Origin of the sequence: Streptomyces sp. MST-110588, from assembly GCF_022695595.1 — a bacterium.
Lineage (GTDB): Bacteria > Actinomycetota > Actinomycetes > Streptomycetales > Streptomycetaceae > Streptomyces.
The window spans coordinates 2,192,308-2,209,639 of sequence record NZ_CP074380.1 but is presented as its reverse complement, the minus strand read 5'-3'; the positions used below and the strand labels follow the sequence as shown (position 1 = coordinate 2,209,639).

General features: G+C 72.0%; 7 protein-coding genes and 4 pseudogenes. 8 read left to right on the top strand and 3 right to left on the bottom strand.

Annotation, left to right across the window (positions count from 1 at the left end; genetic code table 11):
• Nucleotides 1-19: 19 nt before the first annotated feature.
• Nucleotides 20-3,130: a helix-turn-helix transcriptional regulator gene (locus KGS77_RS09605; protein WP_242587382.1), complete on the top strand. Its 3,111-nt coding sequence runs from the start codon at nt 20-22 to the stop codon at nt 3,128-3,130.
• A gap of 98 nt (nt 3,131-3,228) precedes the next feature.
• Here the strand turns inward: KGS77_RS09605 and KGS77_RS09600 are convergent, their stop codons facing one another.
• The 3 genes from KGS77_RS09600 to KGS77_RS09590 form a co-directional block, all read right to left on the bottom strand.
• Nucleotides 3,229-3,504: a DUF6191 domain-containing protein gene (locus KGS77_RS09600; protein WP_347404462.1), complete on the bottom strand. Its 276-nt coding sequence runs from the start codon at nt 3,502-3,504 to the stop codon at nt 3,229-3,231.
• Between the two features lie 109 nt (nt 3,505-3,613).
• Nucleotides 3,614-4,828, bottom strand: a complete 1,215-nt coding sequence (locus KGS77_RS09595) for a PQQ-dependent sugar dehydrogenase (RefSeq protein ID WP_242580263.1) — start codon at nt 4,826-4,828, stop codon at nt 3,614-3,616.
• Between the two features lie 274 nt (nt 4,829-5,102).
• Nucleotides 5,103-6,095, bottom strand: coding sequence for an aldo/keto reductase (locus tag KGS77_RS09590; protein ID WP_242580261.1), 993 nt, complete (start codon nt 6,093-6,095; stop codon nt 5,103-5,105).
• A gap of 88 nt (nt 6,096-6,183) precedes the next feature.
• Here KGS77_RS09590 and KGS77_RS09585 point away from each other — a divergent pair.
• The 7 genes and pseudogenes from KGS77_RS09585 (at nt 6,184) to KGS77_RS09555 (ending at nt 17,317) form a co-directional block, all read left to right on the top strand.
• A pseudogene (locus tag KGS77_RS09585) lies at nt 6,184-7,160 on the top strand (2-hydroxyacid dehydrogenase).
• 290 nt (nt 7,161-7,450) lie between these two features.
• Nucleotides 7,451-10,383: pseudogene (locus tag KGS77_RS09580) on the top strand (EAL domain-containing protein).
• Nucleotides 10,384-10,593: 210 nt separating this feature from the next.
• A pseudogene (locus KGS77_RS09575) lies at nt 10,594-12,467 on the top strand (acetolactate synthase large subunit).
• A 47-nt stretch (nt 12,468-12,514) separates the two neighbouring features.
• Nucleotides 12,515-13,039 (top strand): acetolactate synthase small subunit, encoded by a 525-nt coding sequence (ilvN, locus tag KGS77_RS09570; RefSeq protein ID WP_242580259.1) that lies wholly within the window; start codon nt 12,515-12,517, stop codon nt 13,037-13,039.
• A gap of 153 nt (nt 13,040-13,192) precedes the next feature.
• Nucleotides 13,193-14,191: a ketol-acid reductoisomerase gene (gene ilvC, locus KGS77_RS09565; RefSeq protein WP_242580256.1), complete on the top strand. Its 999-nt coding sequence runs from the start codon at nt 13,193-13,195 to the stop codon at nt 14,189-14,191.
• Between the two features lie 275 nt (nt 14,192-14,466).
• Nucleotides 14,467-16,058: pseudogene (gene serA, locus KGS77_RS09560) on the top strand (phosphoglycerate dehydrogenase).
• Nucleotides 16,059-16,402: 344 nt separating this feature from the next.
• Nucleotides 16,403-17,317 carry a PRC and DUF2382 domain-containing protein gene (locus tag KGS77_RS09555; protein ID WP_242580254.1) on the top strand — a complete coding sequence of 305 codons (915 nt, stop codon included), beginning with the start codon at nt 16,403-16,405 and terminating at the stop codon, nt 17,315-17,317.
• Nucleotides 17,318-17,332 lie beyond the last annotated feature (15 nt).

The following is a 17,332-nucleotide window of genomic DNA, read 5'->3' as shown; positions in this document are numbered from 1 at the left end:
ACTGTCGTACCCCTGTGCCATGCTCAGCGGCGTGGAGACCAGAACCGTCAGTCCAGTATTCGTCGGCCGCGCCGGCGAACTCGGCATCCTCGATGCCGCGCTCGCCGACGTCACCGCGTCGAGCGAACCGCAGGCGCTGCTCGTCGGCGGTGAAGCGGGCGTCGGCAAGACGCGTCTCATCGAGGAGTTCGTGGAATCCGCCCGCGGCGAGGACGTGGTCGTCGCACTCGGCGGCTGCATCGAGATCGGCTCCGAGGGACTGCCCTTCGCCCCCTTCTCCGCGATCCTGCACACCCTCAACGGGCAGTTGGGCGAGGAGGTCGCCGCGGCCGTCGCGGGCCAGGAAGGCGAACTGGCCCGTATCCTGCCCGAGCTGGGCGAGACCGCGGGCGAGGCGCGGGAGGACGAGCACGGCCGCGCCCGCCTCTTCGAGCTGACCGCGCGCCTCCTGGAGCGCCTCGCCGCCCGCCGCACCCTCCTCGTCGTCATCGAGGACCTCCACTGGGCCGACCGCTCCACCCGGGAGCTGTTCGCCTACCTGCTGCGCGCCCTGCACGACGCGCGCGTCCTCCTGGTCGCCACCTACCGCTCCGACGACATCCACCGCCGGCACCCGCTGCGCCCCTTCCTCGCCGAGATCGACCGGATGCGTACGGTCCGCAGGGTGGAGCTGGCCCGCTTCAACCGTGCCGAGGTCCGCTCCCAGATCGCCGGCATCCAGGGCGCCGATCCCGAAGAGTCGCTGGTCGACCGGGTCTTCGAGCGCTCCGAAGGCAACGCCTTCTTCGTCGAGGAGCTGGCCCGCGGCATCGAGGACTGCGCCCTGCCCGGCCTGAGCGACCCGCTGCGCGACCTGCTGCTCGTACGGGTCGAGGCGCTGCCGGAGAACGCCCAGCGGGTGGTGCGCACCGCCGCCGAGGGCGGCTCGACGGTCGAACACGAACTGCTCGCCGCCGTCTGCGGGCTGCCCGAGGACGACCTCATCGAGGCACTGCGCGCCGCCGTCGGCTCCAACCTGCTGGTCCCCAGCCAGGACGGCACGGGCTACCGCTTCCGGCACGCACTGGTGCGCGAGGCCATCGGGGACGACCTGCTGCCCGGTGAGCGCACCCGCCTCAACCGCCGCTACGCCCAGGCCCTGGAGGCCGACCCCTCACTCGTACGGTCCGACGTCCACGCCACCCGCCTGGCCAGCTACTGGTACCACGCCCACGACCCCGCCAAGGCGCTGCCGGCCGTCCTGGCCGCCTCGGTCCAGGCCCGCCGGCGCCACGCCTACGCCGAAAAGCTCGGCCTGCTGGAACGGGCGCTGGAGCTGTGGGACGACGTGCCCAAGGACGTCCGCCAGACGGTCCGCCCGATGGACTACGCGGAGGCATACCCCTCGTGCGGCTGTGACGACGACGCGCTGCACTTCATGGACCTGCTCGCCGAGATCGTGGTGGCCGCGCGGCTGGCCGGCGACAACGAACGGGCCTTCACGGTCGCCAAGCGCGCCCTGCGCCAACTGGACGACGGCCACGACCCGCTGCGCACGGCCTGGTTCCTGCTCCAGTGCTCCCGGCTCGCCCAGAGCACCGGCCGCGGCGACGGCTGGGCCGAACTGGGCCGCGCCCAGGAGCTGGTACGCGGGCTGCCGCCGTCCTCGGTGCACGCGGCCGTGCTCGCCCAGGCCGCGAGCTGGGCGGTGCTCCACGAACCGGGACCGGACAGCTTCCCCACCGCCGAGCGCGCCGTGGAGCTGGCCCGGCTCGTCGGCGACGAGGAGGCAGAGCTGAGCTCCAGGGTGACGCTGGCGGGACTGCGGATCGACTCCGGAGAGGTGGACAGCGGGCTGGCCGAGATGTGCGCGGCGCTGGAGCGGGCCGTGGACCGCGGCTTCTTCTCCGTCGTCTCCCGCGGCCACATCAACTACGCCTCAGCCCTGGAGGGCGTGGGCCGCTCCCGGGAGGCGGTGGCGGTCGCGGAGCGCGGCGTGGGGCACACCCTGCACTACGGCCTGAAGGGCAGTACGAGCTGGATGAACGCCAACCTCTCGCAGTCGTTGCAGTCGCTGGGCCGCTGGGAGGAGGCACACGCGGCGGCGCTGGAGGCCCGCAAGCGGGCCATGGGCGGGCGGACGCTGGCGCTGGCCGCCAACCGGCTCGTCGACCTGGCCGTACGGCGCGGCGAGCTGGCCGAGGCCGAACGGGAACTGGCCGTCTACCGGGAGAACAACGGCACCCACGACCCGCAGCCGCAGCACACGATCCCCATCGCGCGCTTCACCCTGGAGACCGCCGCGGCCCGGGGGCGCATCCTGGACGTGCGCGACACGCTCCAGCAGGCCCGGGAAGCCGGCTTCCCGCCGGGCACCCAGCGCTACGTCTGGCCCCTGCTGTGGTCGGCGGCGTCCGCCGAATCCGAGGCCCGCGGGCTGCCGGTGGCCGGGCCGGGCCGGACGGTGGCGCTGGCCCGCATCCGGGAGACCGCCAAGGGCACGGCGCGGTCGGCGCCGGTGTGGGAGGCGTACGCCCGCGCCGTGGAGGCGGAGCTGCTGCGCGCCGCCGACCAGGAGGCGCCGGACCGCTGGGCCGAGGCGGTGGCCGCCTTCGAGCCGCTGGAGCGGCCGTACGAGCTGGCCTGGGCCTGCTACCGGTGGGCGGAGTCGCTGCTGCACCACGGTGAGCGCGCGACGCAGGGCCTGGAGGGCCGTACGCCGCGCGAGGCGGTGCCGCTGCTGCTGGCCCAGGCGTACGCCGCCGCCCGGTCCCTGGGGGCCCGCCCGCTGGAGGACGGGATCGCCCTCCTGGCCCAGCGCGCCAGAGTGGTGCTCCCGACGGCGGACGGTGCGACGGGTGCGGCTGGTGCGGCAGGGGCGGGCCGGTCGGGCCCGGACGGCGCCGAGCGGGCCGGGGAGCCGGCGCGGACGCTGGGGCTGACACCGCGCGAACGGGACGTCCTGCGGCTGGTCGCGGCGGGCCGCAGCAACCGCCAGATAGCCGACGAGCTGTTCATCTCCCCCAAGACGGCCAGCGTCCACGTCTCCAACATCCTGGCCAAGCTGGGGGTTTCGGGCCGCGGCGAGGCCGGGGCGCTGGCGCACCGGCTGCGGCTGTTCAGCGAGACGGAACCGGGCGTGGTGGTCTGAGGGGACGGGCGGACCGGACCGGCTGCCGCGCAGGGACGAGACGGACCGGACGGGCTGCCGAGGGTGGTGCGCCCCGGGCGGGCCGGACGGCCGACGGGCTACTCGTGCGGGTCGCCCGGGTCGTCCGGGGCGCCCGGATCGTCCGGGCTGTGCGGGTCGTCCGGGTCGTGTGGCGCGGCGTGGGCGCCGGGGTCGGCCGGTCTGACCAGGACCTTGCCGGAGGAGAGGTCTATCGGGCCCTTGCCGGGGTCGGAGTCACCGGTGTCGTCGACGACCAGCGTCATCCGCTGCCGCTCCTCCTCGGTGTGCCCCCGGCCCGGGGAGAACAGCTCCTCCACGAGGTTGAACATCCGGCCCCCTTTCGGCGAGGTCATGCCCTGCCCTGCTGTGCCGTGACGCCCGCCCCGCCGTGAGCGCGGGCGGACACCTGGGGAACGGGTGTCCGCCCGGGATTGTTCCCGCGGCCGGGCGGCGGGAGGCCGGTCAGGTCACCTTCAGCAGCAGGACGCGGTCGTCGTCCTTGCCCGGCGTGCCGCGGCCGTCGGTGTTGCTGGTGACCAGCCACAGCCCGGTCCCGTCATCGGTCGCCACGACCGTACGCAGCCGCCCGTACGCGCCCTTGAGGAAGTCCTGCGGTGCGGCCACCGGCTTCACGTCGCCGCCGGGCCCCGCGGCCGGGGTGCCGACGGGGATGCGCCACAGCCGTTCGCCGCGCAGCCCCGCCATCCAGACCGAACCCTTGGCGTACGCGATGCCGCTGGGGGAGGCGTCCGCGGTCTTCCACTGGGCGACGGGGTCGACGAAGGACGAGCCGCCATCCGCCGCCCTGCCCTCCACCTCGGGCCAGCCGTAGTTCTTCCCCGGGCCGATCAGGTTGAGTTCGTCCCAGGTGTCCTGCCCGAACTCCGAGGCCCACAGCCGCTTGTCCGGCCCCCAGGCCAGCCCCTGGACGTTGCGGTGGCCGTAGGAGTACACCACCGAGTCGCCCTCGGGGTTTCCGTGCGCCGGTTCGCCGTCCGGCGTCATCCGCAGGATCTTGCCGGCCGGCGACTTCTTGTCCTGGGCCAGGCCCCTCTCGCCGGTCTCGCCGGTCCCCACGTACAGCATCTTGTCCGGGCCGAAGGCGATCCGGCCGCCGTTGTGGATCTGGCCCTTGGGGATGCCCTTGAACACGGTGTCCGGAGCGCCCAGTTGAGCACCGCGGGGCTTGCGGTCGTCGTAGATCATGCGGGCGATGCGGTTGTCCGACTCGGTGGTGAAGTACGCGTACACCAGATGGTCCGTGCCGAACGACGGGGACACCGCGATGCCCAGCAGTCCGCCTTCGCCACCCGGCGCCACCCCCGGCACGGAGCCCACTTCCGTCTGCTTCCCGCCGTCCGCCGAGATCCGCAGGAGCTTCCCGGTGTCCCGCGAGGAGACCAGGAGGTCGCCGCCGGGCAGCGGGGCCAGGCCCCAGGGTGATTTCAGGCCGGTGGTGAGTGTGCGCACCACCTTCACCGACCCCTTGGCGGGCGGCGCGGAGGGGGAGGGGCGGCCGGTGGCGGGGGCGGAAGGCGCGGTGCCGCCGGCGTGGCCCTGGGCGGAAGGGGAGGCGGAGGCGCCGGAATCCCCCGGTCCGGAGCCGCCGGAGGAGCACCCCGCGGCCAGGAGCAGGGCGGCGACGGCCAGCGCGGCGGTCGTGGAGCGGTGTTGCACGGCAGAGGGTCCTCTCGTCGGCAGGGCGGAAACGGCGGGAACGGCGGCAGCCACGGGAACGGCGGGAACGGCGTACGACGGGAACGACGGTGACAACGACATCACATGCGGTACCACACCGCCGGGACCTACGGGTGCCGCTGCCGATACGTACGGGTGCCGCTGCCGGGACGTACGGGTGCCCGCGCGAGGCCGGTCGTCTTCGGCAGCCTCCGGCCGATCACGGGTTCCCGGCGCACGGCGGAAGTTCCCACGGCGGAAGATCCCACGGCGGTCAGTCCCACGACTCCCGCGCCCGCGGCAGCGCCGCGATCTCCGCCAGGTCCCGGCGGTCGAGCACCAGGTCGGCCGCCTTGGCGTTCTGCGCGGCCCAGCGTTCCTTCTTCGTCCCCGGTACGGGCACCACGTGCGGCCCCTGCGCCAGTACCCACGCCAGCGCGACCTGGCCGGGCGTCGCGCCGTACCGCGCGCCCACCCGCCGCAGCCCCGCCACGACCGGCTGGTTGGCGGCCATCATCTCCGCGGTGAAACGCGGGTGGCGCGCCCGTATGTCAGCCGGTTCGAAGCCCTGCCCAGGTGTGAGCGTCCCGGTGAGGAAGCCGTTGCCCAACGGCATGGCCGCCAGGAAGCCCACGCCGCGTGAGGTGCACCACGGCAGCAGCGCGTCCAGTGCCTCCGGGGACCACACCGACAGTTCGGCCTCCACGCTGCTGACGGGGAACACCTGCTGGACGCGTTCCAGTTGGCGCAGGGTGAGGTCGTGCAGCCGTGCGCCCCGCCGCCGCCCCGCGCGCGCCCCCACGGCGCACAGCCCCAGCGCCCGCACCTTCCCCGCCGCCACCAGCTCCGCCATGGCGCCCCAGGTCTCCTCGATCGGTACCTCGGGGTCGGGGCGGTGCAGTTGGTAGAGGTCGATGTGGTCGGTCTGGAGCCGCCGCAGGGACGCGTCGCAGGCCCGCTTCACATAGCCCGGCCGGCCGTTGGCGACGATGTGCTGGTCGCCCACCAGGAGCCCGACCTTGGTCGAGACGAACGCCTCGGAGCGGCGTTTCTTCAGCGCCCGCCCCACCAGCAGCTCGTTGGTGAACGGGCCGTACATGTCGGCGGTGTCCAGCAGGGTGCAGCCCCGGTCGAGCGCGGTGTGCACGGTCCGCAGCGAGCTTTCCCCGCTGCGCTGCGATTCGGTGTATCCCCAGCTCATCGGCATACAGCCGAGTCCGATAGCACCCACTTCGAGGGCTGCCGCACCGATTGTCCTGCGCTCCACCTGGCCGTGCCTCCGTCCCCTCGCCCCCGATCAAGGGCCAGACCAAACTAACGTCTGAGGGGCGAACCTCTTCGCATAGCCTCTGACCATGGCATCCACAGGCGCGCGCACGACTGCGAACGACGTATGGCTCCCCCTCCCGGCGGCCGGGATCGACGGCCTTCCGGAGGGGTTCAACTACGTTCACTGGGATGCGGAACCGGAGTACCCGGCCGACCCTGCCGACTGCGCCTTCTACGTCGTTCCGTACATGAAGAGCCCGGAGATTTCCGTACGTCCGCTGCCGGAGATGACCTCCGTACGGGTCGTCCAGACGCTGACCGCCGGCGTGGAGCACATGATGCCCGCACTGCCCCAACTGCCTCACGGGGCCCAGTTGTGCAACGCCCGGGGGCTCCATGACGCCAGCACCGCCGAGCTCGCGCTGACCTTGATCCTCGCCTCGCTGCGGGGGTGCCGGAGTTCGTGCGCGCCCAGGACGCGGGGGAGTGGCGCCCGCAGTTCCGGCCGGCGCTCGCCGACAAGTCGGTGCTCATCGTGGGTTACGGTTCGATCGGCAGTGCCATCGAGGACCGGCTCACGCCTTTCGAGTGTGCGCGGGTGGTGCGCATTGCGCGCGCGGCTCGTGAGTCCGTGCGCGGCCCTGTGCTTCCACTCGCCGAACTGCCCGCCCGGCTCCCCGACGCCGACGTCGTGATCATCGCCACGCCGCTCACGGACGCCACTCGTGGCCTGGTGGGAGCCGATTTCCTGGCGCGGATGAAGGACGGCGCGCTCCTGGTGAACGTCGCCCGCGGGGCGGTCGTCGACACCGGGGCCCTGCTCACCGAACTGCAGTCCGGGCGGCTGAGGGCAGCACTGGATGTCACCGATCCGGAACCGCTGCCTTCCACTCATCCGTTGTGGCACGCTCCCGGCGTGCTCGTCACTCCGCACGTCGGTGGTCCCAGTTCAGCCTTCCTGCCACGGGCGGAGCGCCTTTTGAGGGACCAATTGACGCGGTTCGCGGCCGGGCAGCCGCTGCGGAACGTGGTCGCGACGGCCGGTCGGCACGACGGCCGGTAGCGCTACGGATGCGTATGGCTGCGGCGGGTACCCGCATTTCCGCCGGTAGTTACGCTCCGTAGAAAGACTATGTCCCTGAGTGACGAGTCTGGTGTATCGTCCCGATCGGGGACGGCGTCGGAGCGACACGGCGCGGTGCGGAAGACCGGAACTCAAGGGGGGCGACGGGCGATGTACGGCCAATGGACGATTCACGAGACGCGCACATGGCGATCTCCCGGAGGAGCACCTCCGGAGCCATGGAGGCGCCGACCACGACGATGTCGCGCGGTGATCCCGGGAGGAGTGCGGTGAGCGCCACGGGCGCGGTGCTCACCCGGCCGTCGGTCAGGGCCGGCGCACCGGGCGGCGCACTGCCCCAGATCGCCCTCGCCGTCATCTGCGGCGGCTACGCCATCGGCGCCGCGTTCGGCTGGGGCTCCACCCGGCTCGCCCTGTTCATGGGCGACTTCGGGCTGAGCCTGGCCGCCCTGACCGCGGCCGTCTCCTGCTTCCTGTACGCCCGCAGGCACCACGGCCGCTTTCGACCGGCCTGGCTGCTGTTCGCGGCCTCCTCCGCGATGGCGGGCGTCGGCAACGGCGTATGGGGCTGGTACGAGGTCGTGCTGGGCCGGCCGGTGCCCAACCCCTCGCTGGCGGACTTCTGCTTCCTGCTCTTCGCACCGCCCGCCATCGTGGGACTCCTGGTGCTCGCCAAGCGGCCCGTGACCAGGGCCGGCTGGGTGTGCCTGGGGCTGGACGCCTGGCTGATCGGCGGCTCGCTGCTCACGCTCTCCTGGAGCCTGGCGCTGGCGCACACCGCCCACTTCCAGGGCCAGAGCGTGCCGCAGGGCGCCCTGGCCCTGGCCTATCCGCTGCTGGACATCGTGCTGGTGAGCATGGTGCTGGCGCTGCACTTCAAGCGCTCCTCGGCCAACCGCTCGGCGATCAACACCGCCATCGCGGCCCTGGCGCTGACCGTGCTGTGCGACGCGCTGTTCAGCTCCCCGCTGCTGCGCGAGCACTACCGCTCCGGCCAGATCCTGGACGCCGGCTGGTTCGCCGGGTCGATGCTCCTGGCGTACGCGCCATGGGTGGCCCGGCGCAGCATGGAGGACACCGCCGATGAGCAGCCCCGGCAGCCGGCCGCGCGTGCCGTGCCGCAGCCCGGCAGCAGGCCCATCGCGGGCTCGCTGGCGGCGCTCACGCCCTATCTCGCCGCCGCGGTCTGCACGCTCGGCATCCTCTACAACGTGCTCGACGGCCGCCGTATCGACCGGGTGGTGCTCTTCACGGGCTGCACGGTCGTGCTGGCCCTGGTCGTACGCCAGGGCATCATGCTGCTCGACAACATCACCCTCACCCAGGAGCTGGCGCAGAAGGAGAACCACTTCCGCTCCCTGGTGCAGGGCTCCAGCGATGTGATCATGATTGCCGCGCCGACGGGGATACTGCGCTATGTCAGCCCCGCCGCGGCCGGGGTCTACGGACGGGACGCGGAGGAACTGGTCGGCTCCGAGCTGGCCTCCCTCATCCATCCGGAGGACCTGGGACGGGTGGTGCACGAGGTCCGCAGATTCCTCGCCGCCCCGCCCGAGGAGGAACCGACCACCCGCATCGAATGCCGGTTCCGCGCGGGCGGGCACCGCTGCGGCACCGAGGTGGACGGCGAGAAGTGGCTCAACGTGGAGTCCACGGTCAACCGCCATCACGGCGGGCTGATCTTCAACTCGCGGGACGTCACCGAGCGGGTCCGCCTCCAGGCACAGTTGCAGCACAACGCCTCGCACGACGCCCTCACCGACCTGCCCAACCGGGCGCTGTTCACCGAGCGGGTCAGCCAGGCCCTCACCGGCCGCCGGGCCTCCGACCACGGCACGGCCGTGCTCTACATCGACCTGGACGGCTTCAAGCAGGTCAACGACACCATCGGGCACCAGGCGGGTGACGAACTGCTGATCCAGGCCGCCCGCCGGCTCGCCGAGTCCGTACGGTCCGGGGACACCCCGGCACGGCTGGGCGGGGACGAGTTCGCCGCGCTCATCATGGGCGACGGCACCCGCGACCACGCCGCCCGCGAGCGCCGTATCCAGGAGGTCGCCGACCGACTGCGCATCCGGCTCTCCGACCCCTACCGGATCGACGGCCGCGACGTACGGGTCGCGGCCAGCATCGGCGTCGCCTTCGCCGTGCCGGGGATAACGCCCGCCACCCTGCTGCGCAACGCCGACCTGGCCATGTACCGGGCCAAACAGGCGGGCAAGGGACGGGTGGAGCTGTACGCCCCGCAGATGCAGGACGACGTGGTGCACCGCGCGGACCTGGCCGCCAGGCTCCGTACGGCGCTGCACGACGGCGAGTTCACGCTGCTGCACCAGCCGGTCGTGGAGCTGGTCAGCGGCCGGGTCACGGCGGTCGCCGCGCAGCCCCGCTGGCGCTCGGCCCAGGGCATCCTGTTCACCCCGCGGAATTCCTGCGCGTCGGTGAGCGCGGCCGGCTCACCGAGGAGGGCGAGCGCGCCGCCGAACTGGGCCGCTGGCAGTTGGAGCAGGCCGTCGAGCAGGCCGCGCACCGGCACCGGGCCGGGCTGCCCGTGCCCGTGACCGTACGGCTCTCCGCGCGGCGGCTGCTGGACCGCTCGCTGCCGCCCCAGAGCGTGGAGACCCTCCTCGCCCGGCACGGCCTGCCGTCCGGGTCGCTGGTCCTGGAGCTGTCGGGCGGCGATCCGCGGCTCCCGCTGGAGGACTTGGAGCGGCGCCTGGTGGCACTGCGCCGACTGGGGGTACGGATCGCGCTGGACGGGTTCGGCAGCGGCTGGGCCGCGATGACCGCCCTGCGTCGGCTCCCGGTGGACGTCCTGCGGCTGGACCGCGCGCTGGTCGACGGAGTCGTGGAGTCCGCCCGGCAGCACAAGATCACCGCCGGGTTGCTGCGGATCGCCGCCGATCTGGGCATGCAGTCCGTCGCCGACGGGGTGGACCTGCCCGAGCAGGTGGTGGCATTGCGCTCGATGGGGTGCACCCACGGCCAGGGAGCGGCCTTCTCCGGGCCGCTGGACGAACGCCGCCTGCGGCGCGCCCTCACCCTGGGGGAGTACCCCGTTCCGGCTCCGGCGGACGAGGGCCGCACGGTCGTCCTCACCGGCTCCGGCCTGCCCGTACGGCACGGCGGGGCGGCCGTCCCGGAGGCCGTTGTCCACCATCCGCTACGTCCGAATACTGAGACCCCCGTCCCACCCACTTGACACTCAAGGCGCGGCGGGGGGAGGGTCTGTGCCATGCGCACCCGAATTCTCGTACTTGGAAAGCGCGTCGGCTGAAGCCGGGCTCCCGCACGAAGCCCAGCGACCCCCACCGGCGCGCTCCCCTCGCTTGCCTCACGGCACGAGGGGTTTTTTGTTGCACCACCACCCCGCACATCCCCCCAAAACCCTCAGCTTCGAGAAGAGACGCAGATGACCGAGCAGGACTCCGGGGCCCACCATCCACAGCCGCGGGCCCGTCATTCCGGCGGATCTCAGCAGACCACCATCGTTGAGCACGTAACGGGTGCGCAGTCCCTGATCCGTTCGCTCGAAGAGGTCGGGGCCGACACCGTGTTCGGCATTCCCGGCGGTGCGATCCTTCCCGCGTACGACCCGATGATGGACTCCGCCAAGGTGCGGCACGTCCTGGTCCGCCACGAGCAGGGCGCGGGCCACGCGGCCACCGGCTACGCCCAGGCCACCGGCAAGGTGGGGGTGTGCATGGCCACCTCGGGACCCGGCGCCACCAACCTCGTCACCCCCATCGCCGACGCCCACATGGACTCCGTCCCGCTGGTCGCCATCACCGGGCAGGTCGCCTCCAAGGCGATCGGCACGGACGCCTTCCAGGAGGCGGACATCTGCGGCATCACGATGCCGATCACCAAACACAACTTCCTGGTCACCGACCCGGCCGAGATCCCGCGGACCATCGCCGAGGCGTTCCACATCGCCTCCACCGGCCGCCCCGGCCCGGTCCTGGTGGACATCGCCAAGGACGCCCTCCAGGCGCAGACCACCTTCCGGTGGCCGCCGCACACCGACCTGCCCGGCTACCGCCCGGTGACCAAGCCGCACGCCAAGCAGATCCGCGAGGCCGCCCGGCTGATCACCGCGGCCAAACGCCCGGTCCTGTACGTGGGCGGCGGGGTGATCAAGGCCGGCGCCACAGCCGAGCTGAAGGTGCTGGCCGAGCTGACCGGCGCGCCCGTCACCACCACGCTGATGGCGCTGGGCTCCTTCCCAGACACCCACCCCCAGCACCTGGGCATGCCCGGCATGCACGGCACGGTCGCGGCCGTCACCGCCCTGCAGAAGTCCGACCTGATCGTCGCGCTGGGCGCCCGCTTCGACGACCGGGTCACCGGCAAGCTGGACTCCTTCGCCCCGTACGCCAAGATCGTGCACGCCGACATCGACCCGGCCGAGATCGGCAAGAACCGGGCGGCCGACGTGCCGATCGTCGGGGACGCCCGCGAGGTCATCGCGGACCTGGTCGTCGCCCTCCAGGCCGAGCTGGAGTCCGGCCAGGCCGGCCCCGCCGCCCAGGAGCGCTACGCCGCCTGGTGGAAGGACCTGGACCGCTGGCGCCGGACCTACCCGCTGGGCTACGACGAGCCCGCGGACGGCAGCCTCTCCCCGCAGCAGGTCATCCAGCGCATCGGCCAACTGGCCCCGAAGGCACGATCTACGCCGCCGGCGTCGGCCAGCACCAGATGTGGGCCGCGCACTTCATCGACTACGAACAGCCCGCCACCTGGCTGAACTCCGGCGGCGCCGGGACGATGGGCTACGCGGTCCCGGCCGCGATGGGCGCCAAGGCGGGCCGCCCGGAGCGTACGGTCTGGGCGATCGACGGCGACGGCTGCTTCCAGATGACCAATCAGGAGCTGGTCACCTGCGCGCTGAACAACATCCCGATCAAGGTCGCGATCATCAACAACGGCGCGCTGGGCATGGTCCGCCAGTGGCAGGCGCTCTTCTACAACCAGCGTTACTCCAACACCGTGCTGCACTCCGGCCCCGGGGCGGACGGCAAGCAGCCGTCGGCGGGCACCCGTATCCCGGACTTCGTCAAGCTGGCCGAGGCGATGGGCTGCGTGGCGCTGCGCTGCGAGTCCCCGGGCGAGCTGGACGCGGTGATCGCCAAGGCCAACGCCGTCAACGACCGGCCGGTGGTGGTGGACTTCATCGTCCACGAGGACGCGCAGGTGTGGCCGATGGTCGCGGCCGGCACCTCCAACGACGAGGTCATGGCCGCCCGCGGGGTGCGCCCCGACTTCGGCGACAGCGAAGACGACTGAACCCCAGGACGCAGGAAGAAGCAGGAAGAAGAGAGAAGAAGCAGACCATGTCCAAGCACACCCTCTCCGTCCTGGTGGAGAACACCCCCGGCATCCTGGCCAGGATCGCCGCGCTGTTCTCCCGCCGCGGCTTCAACATCGACTCCCTGGCGGTCGGCGTCACCGAGCACCCCGACATCTCCCGCATCACCATCGTCGTCAGCGTCGAGTCGCTGCCGCTCGAACAGGTGACCAAGCAGCTCAACAAGCTCGTCAACGTACTGAAGATCGTCGAGCTGGAGCCGGGCGCGGCGATCCAGCGCGAACTGGTCCTGGCCAAGGTCCGCGCCGACAACGAGACCCGCTCCCAGATCGTGGAGATCGTCCAGCTCTTCCGCGCCAAGACGGTGGACGTCTCCCCCGAGGCCGTCACCATCGAGGCCACCGGCAGCAGCGACAAGCTCGAAGCGATGCTCAAGATGCTGGAGCCCTTCGGCATCAAGGAGCTGGTGCAGTCCGGCACGATCGCCATAGGGCGTGGCGCCAGGTCCATCACGGACCGGTCGCTGCGCGCGCTGGACCGCTCCGCCTGATCCGTACGGCGTACGGCCTGCGGCCTGCGGTCTGCGCGAGACCGCACGCGCCGCCCCGGCGGCTCACGGACCGTACGGCAAGACCCCGCAACCTTTCCCGCCCCGCCCGACGTACTGTGTCGGCAACCCGCTACATCCAAGGAGAGACCCGAAGTGGCCGAGCTGTTCTACGACGACGACGCCGACCTGTCCATCATCCAGGGCCGCAAGGTCGCGGTCATCGGTTACGGGAGCCAGGGCCACGCCCACGCCCTGTCCCTGCGTGACTCGGGCGTCGACGTGCGCGTCGGTCTGCACGAGGGCTCCAAGTCCAAGGTGAAGGCGCAGGAGCAGGGGCTGCGCGTGGTCACCCCCGCCGAGGCCGCCGCCGAGGCCGACGTGATCATGATCCTGGTGCCGGACCCGATCCAGGCCAAGGTCTACGAGGAGTCCGTCAAGGACAACCTCAAGGACGGCGACGCCCTGTTCTTCGGCCACGGCCTGAACATCCGCTACGGCTTCATCAAGCCCCCGGCCGGCGTGGACGTCTGCATGGTCGCCCCCAAGGGCCCGGGCCACCTGGTGCGCCGCCAGTACGAGGAGGGCCGCGGCGTCCCGTGCATCGCGGCCGTCGAGCAGGACGCGACCGGCAACGCCTTCGCGCTGGCGCTCTCCTACGCCAAGGGCATCGGCGGCACCCGCGCCGGCGTCATCAAGACCACCTTCACCGAGGAGACCGAGACCGACCTGTTCGGTGAGCAGGCCGTCCTGTGCGGTGGCGCCTCGGCGCTGGTCAAGGCGGGCTTCGAGACCCTGGTCGAGGCCGGCTACCAGCCCGAGATCGCGTACTTCGAGTGCCTGCACGAGCTCAAGCTGATCGTGGACCTCATGTACGAGGGCGGCCTGGAGAAGATGCGCTGGTCGGTCTCGGAGACCGCCGAGTGGGGCGACTACGTCACCGGCCCGCGGATCGTGAACGAGAACACCAAGGCCGAGATGAAGAAGGTGCTGGCCGAGATCCAGGACGGCACCTTCGCCAACAACTGGATGGCGGAGTACAACGCCGGCCTGCCCAAGTACAACGAGTACAAGAAGGCCGACGAGAACCACCTGCTGGAGACCACCGGCAAGAAGCTGCGCAAGCTGATGAGCTGGGTCGAGGACGAGGCGTAAAGCCCCCGGGGCGGGGTGGCACCGGCACGCGCCGGGGCCACCCCGCCCCTCGTCGTCCGCCGCCGGGCAGCCCGCACGAGTGATCCTTTGGCGGTGGCGGGGTCTGGCCCGGCGTCCGCCACTACACTGCACACCACAAGCGCGTCAGGCTCACAGCGTCGTGCGTCTTCCACGCGGCTGCCCCCTTCACCGCCTGCGGCCGTCGGGACGGCCGTCCCCCCGTCGCCCGGACGGCGCGGGTGGGGCCCCATGGACAAGTGAGGACTGAAGACCACGTGAGCCGTAAACCTGTCGTACTGATCGCCGAAGAGCTCTCGCCCGCCACCGTCGACGCCCTCGGGCCGGACTTCGAGATCCGGCACTGCGACGGCGCGGACCGCGCCGAGCTGCTGCCCGCCATCGCCGACGTCGATGCGATCCTGGTGCGCAGCGCCACCAAGGTCGACGCCGAGGCGATCGCCGCCGCCCGCAGGCTCAAGGTCGTCGCCCGGGCCGGCGTGGGCCTGGACAACGTGGACGTCTCCGCCGCCACCAAGGCCGGCGTGATGGTCGTCAACGCCCCGACCTCCAACATCGTCACCGCCGCCGAGCTGGCGTGCGGTCTGCTGCTGGCCACCGCCCGCAACATCCCGCAGGCGAACAGCGCGCTGAAGAACGGCGAGTGGAAGCGCAGCAAGTACACCGGTGTCGAGCTGAGCGAGAAGACCCTGGGCGTGGTCGGCCTCGGCCGGATCGGCGTCCTGGTGGCGCAGCGGATGTCGGCGTTCGGGATGAAGATCGTCGCGTACGACCCGTACGTACAGCCCGCGCGGGCCGCGCAGATGGGCGTCAAGCTGCTGACGCTGGACGAGCTGCTGGCGGTCGCCGACTTCATCACCGTCCACCTGCCCAAGACCCCGAGACGCTGGGCCTGATCGGTGACGAGGCGCTGCACAAGGTCAAGCCGACCGTCCGCATCGTCAACGCCGCGCGCGGCGGGATCGTGGACGAGACGGCGCTCGCCAGCGCCCTGAAGGAGGGCCGGGTCGCGGGCGCGGGCCTGGACGTGTACGCCACCGAGCCCTGCACCGACTCCCCGCTCTTCGAGTTCGACCAGGTCGTGGCCACCCCGCATCTGGGCGCCTCCACGGGCGAGGCCCAGGAGAAGGCGGGCATCGCGGTCGCCAGGTCGGTGCGGCTGGCGCTGGCGGGCGAGCTGGTGCCGGACGCGGTCAACGTCCAGGGCGGCGTGATCGCCGAGGACGTCAAGCCGGGCCTGCCGCTGGCCGAGCGGCTGGGCCGGATCTTCACCGCGCTGGCCGGTGAGGTCGCGGTCCGCCTCGACGTCGAGGTGTACGGCGAGATCACCCAGCACGACGTCAAGGTGCTGGAACTCTCCGCGCTCAAGGGCGTGTTCGAGGACGTGGTCGCCGAGACCGTCTCCTACGTCAACGCCCCGCTGTTCGCGCAGGAGCGCGGCGTGGAGGTACGGCTGACCACCAGCAGCGAGTCGGCCGAGCACCGCAACGTGGTGACCGTGCGCGGCACGCTCGCGGACGGCCAGGAGGTCTCCATCTCGGGCACGCTGGCCGGCAACAAGAACCAGCAGAAGATCGTCGCGGTGGGCGAGCACTCCATCGACCTCGCCCTCGCCGACCACATGGCCTTCCTGCGCTACGGCGACCGCCCCGGCGTGGTCGGCACCCTCGGCCGGATCCTGGGCGAGGCGGGCATCAACATCGCGGGCATGCAGGTCTCGCGGGCGGACGCGGGCGGGGAGGCGCTGGTCGCGCTGACCGTCGACGACACGATCCCGGCGCCGGTGCTCGCCGAGATCGCCGAGGAGATCGGCGCCACGTCGGCGCGCGCGGTCAACCTCACGGACTGAGGACGCGGTCACGGCTTTCCGGGCCCGGTCCCCGCTGCGGCGGAGTCCGGGCCCGTTGTCGTACGGGCTCCGTGGTCGTACGGGCCCCGGGCTGTCGTACGGGCTCCATACGTGTCCCTGCCCCGTCGTGGCGTCACCGTGGGCGATGGGTGACCCGGCAACGATTCACCCGGATGGCGTAAGGCCGGCCGGTCGGGCCACTTCCCGTAAATCCCTCCGCAGACCTCCCGGCGCCGGTGGGCGCGGCGGATCGGCACGCTCCCCGGGTCGCCCGGCGGGCGTCGGCGACGCGCAATGGAAGTGCGCGTGTCCCTGCCGGCGCGTGCGGAAGGAGAAGAGACGCCATGAATGCACCCCTGGGTGAGAACCCGCAGGACCTGACCGGCCGCCATGTGGTCGACACGGAGGGCAACAAGGTGGGCTCGGTCCAGCAGATCTACCGGGACGACGCCACCAACGCGCCCGAGTGGATCACCGTGCGCACCGGACTGTTCGGCATGAAGGAGACGTTCGTCCCGCTCGCCGGCGCACGGCGGGTGAACGACGAGATCCAGGTCCCATACGCCAAGGACAAGATCAAGGACGCGCCCCGGATCGATGCGGACGGCCACCTCGAACCGTCCGAGGAGCGCGAGCTGTACCGCCACTACGGAATGACCCGCCCGGGTACCGCGGCGGCGGGTACCGCCCCCCTGGGCCGTACGGGAACGGCCTCCCCGGACCGCACCCGCATGACCGGACACGCCCCGCTGGCCGGGGCGGGCGCCGGAGCCGGCATGGCGATGGCGCGCGGACAGGCCGGCGCCACCGAGCGCGGGGTCGAACAGAACCCGGAGATGACCCTGTCCGAGGAACATCTGCGGGTGGGCACCGAGGAGCACGAGAGCGGCCGTGCGCGTCTGGTCAAGCACGTGGTCACCGATGAGGTGACCCGTACGGTCCCGGTCTCCCACGAGGAGGCGCGGCTGGTCCGCGAGAAGATCTCCGAGGAGGACCGGCGGCGCGGCAGGACCGCACCGCGGATCGGTGAGGGCGAGGTCGAGGTCGTCCTCCACGAGGAAGAGGCCGTGGTCAGCAAGGAGACCGTGCCGGTGGAGCGGGTCCGGCTGGAGACCGAGCGGGTGACCGAGAACCGGGAGGTCACCGCCGAGGTCAGCAAGGAACAGGCCGAGTTCGACGACGGCACGGGCAAGCGGCGGCGCACGCGAGGCCACCAAGGAGAGCGGCGCCGCGGCCCCGGCCCGGAATGGCAGCGGTGACCTGAGCGCCGCGCG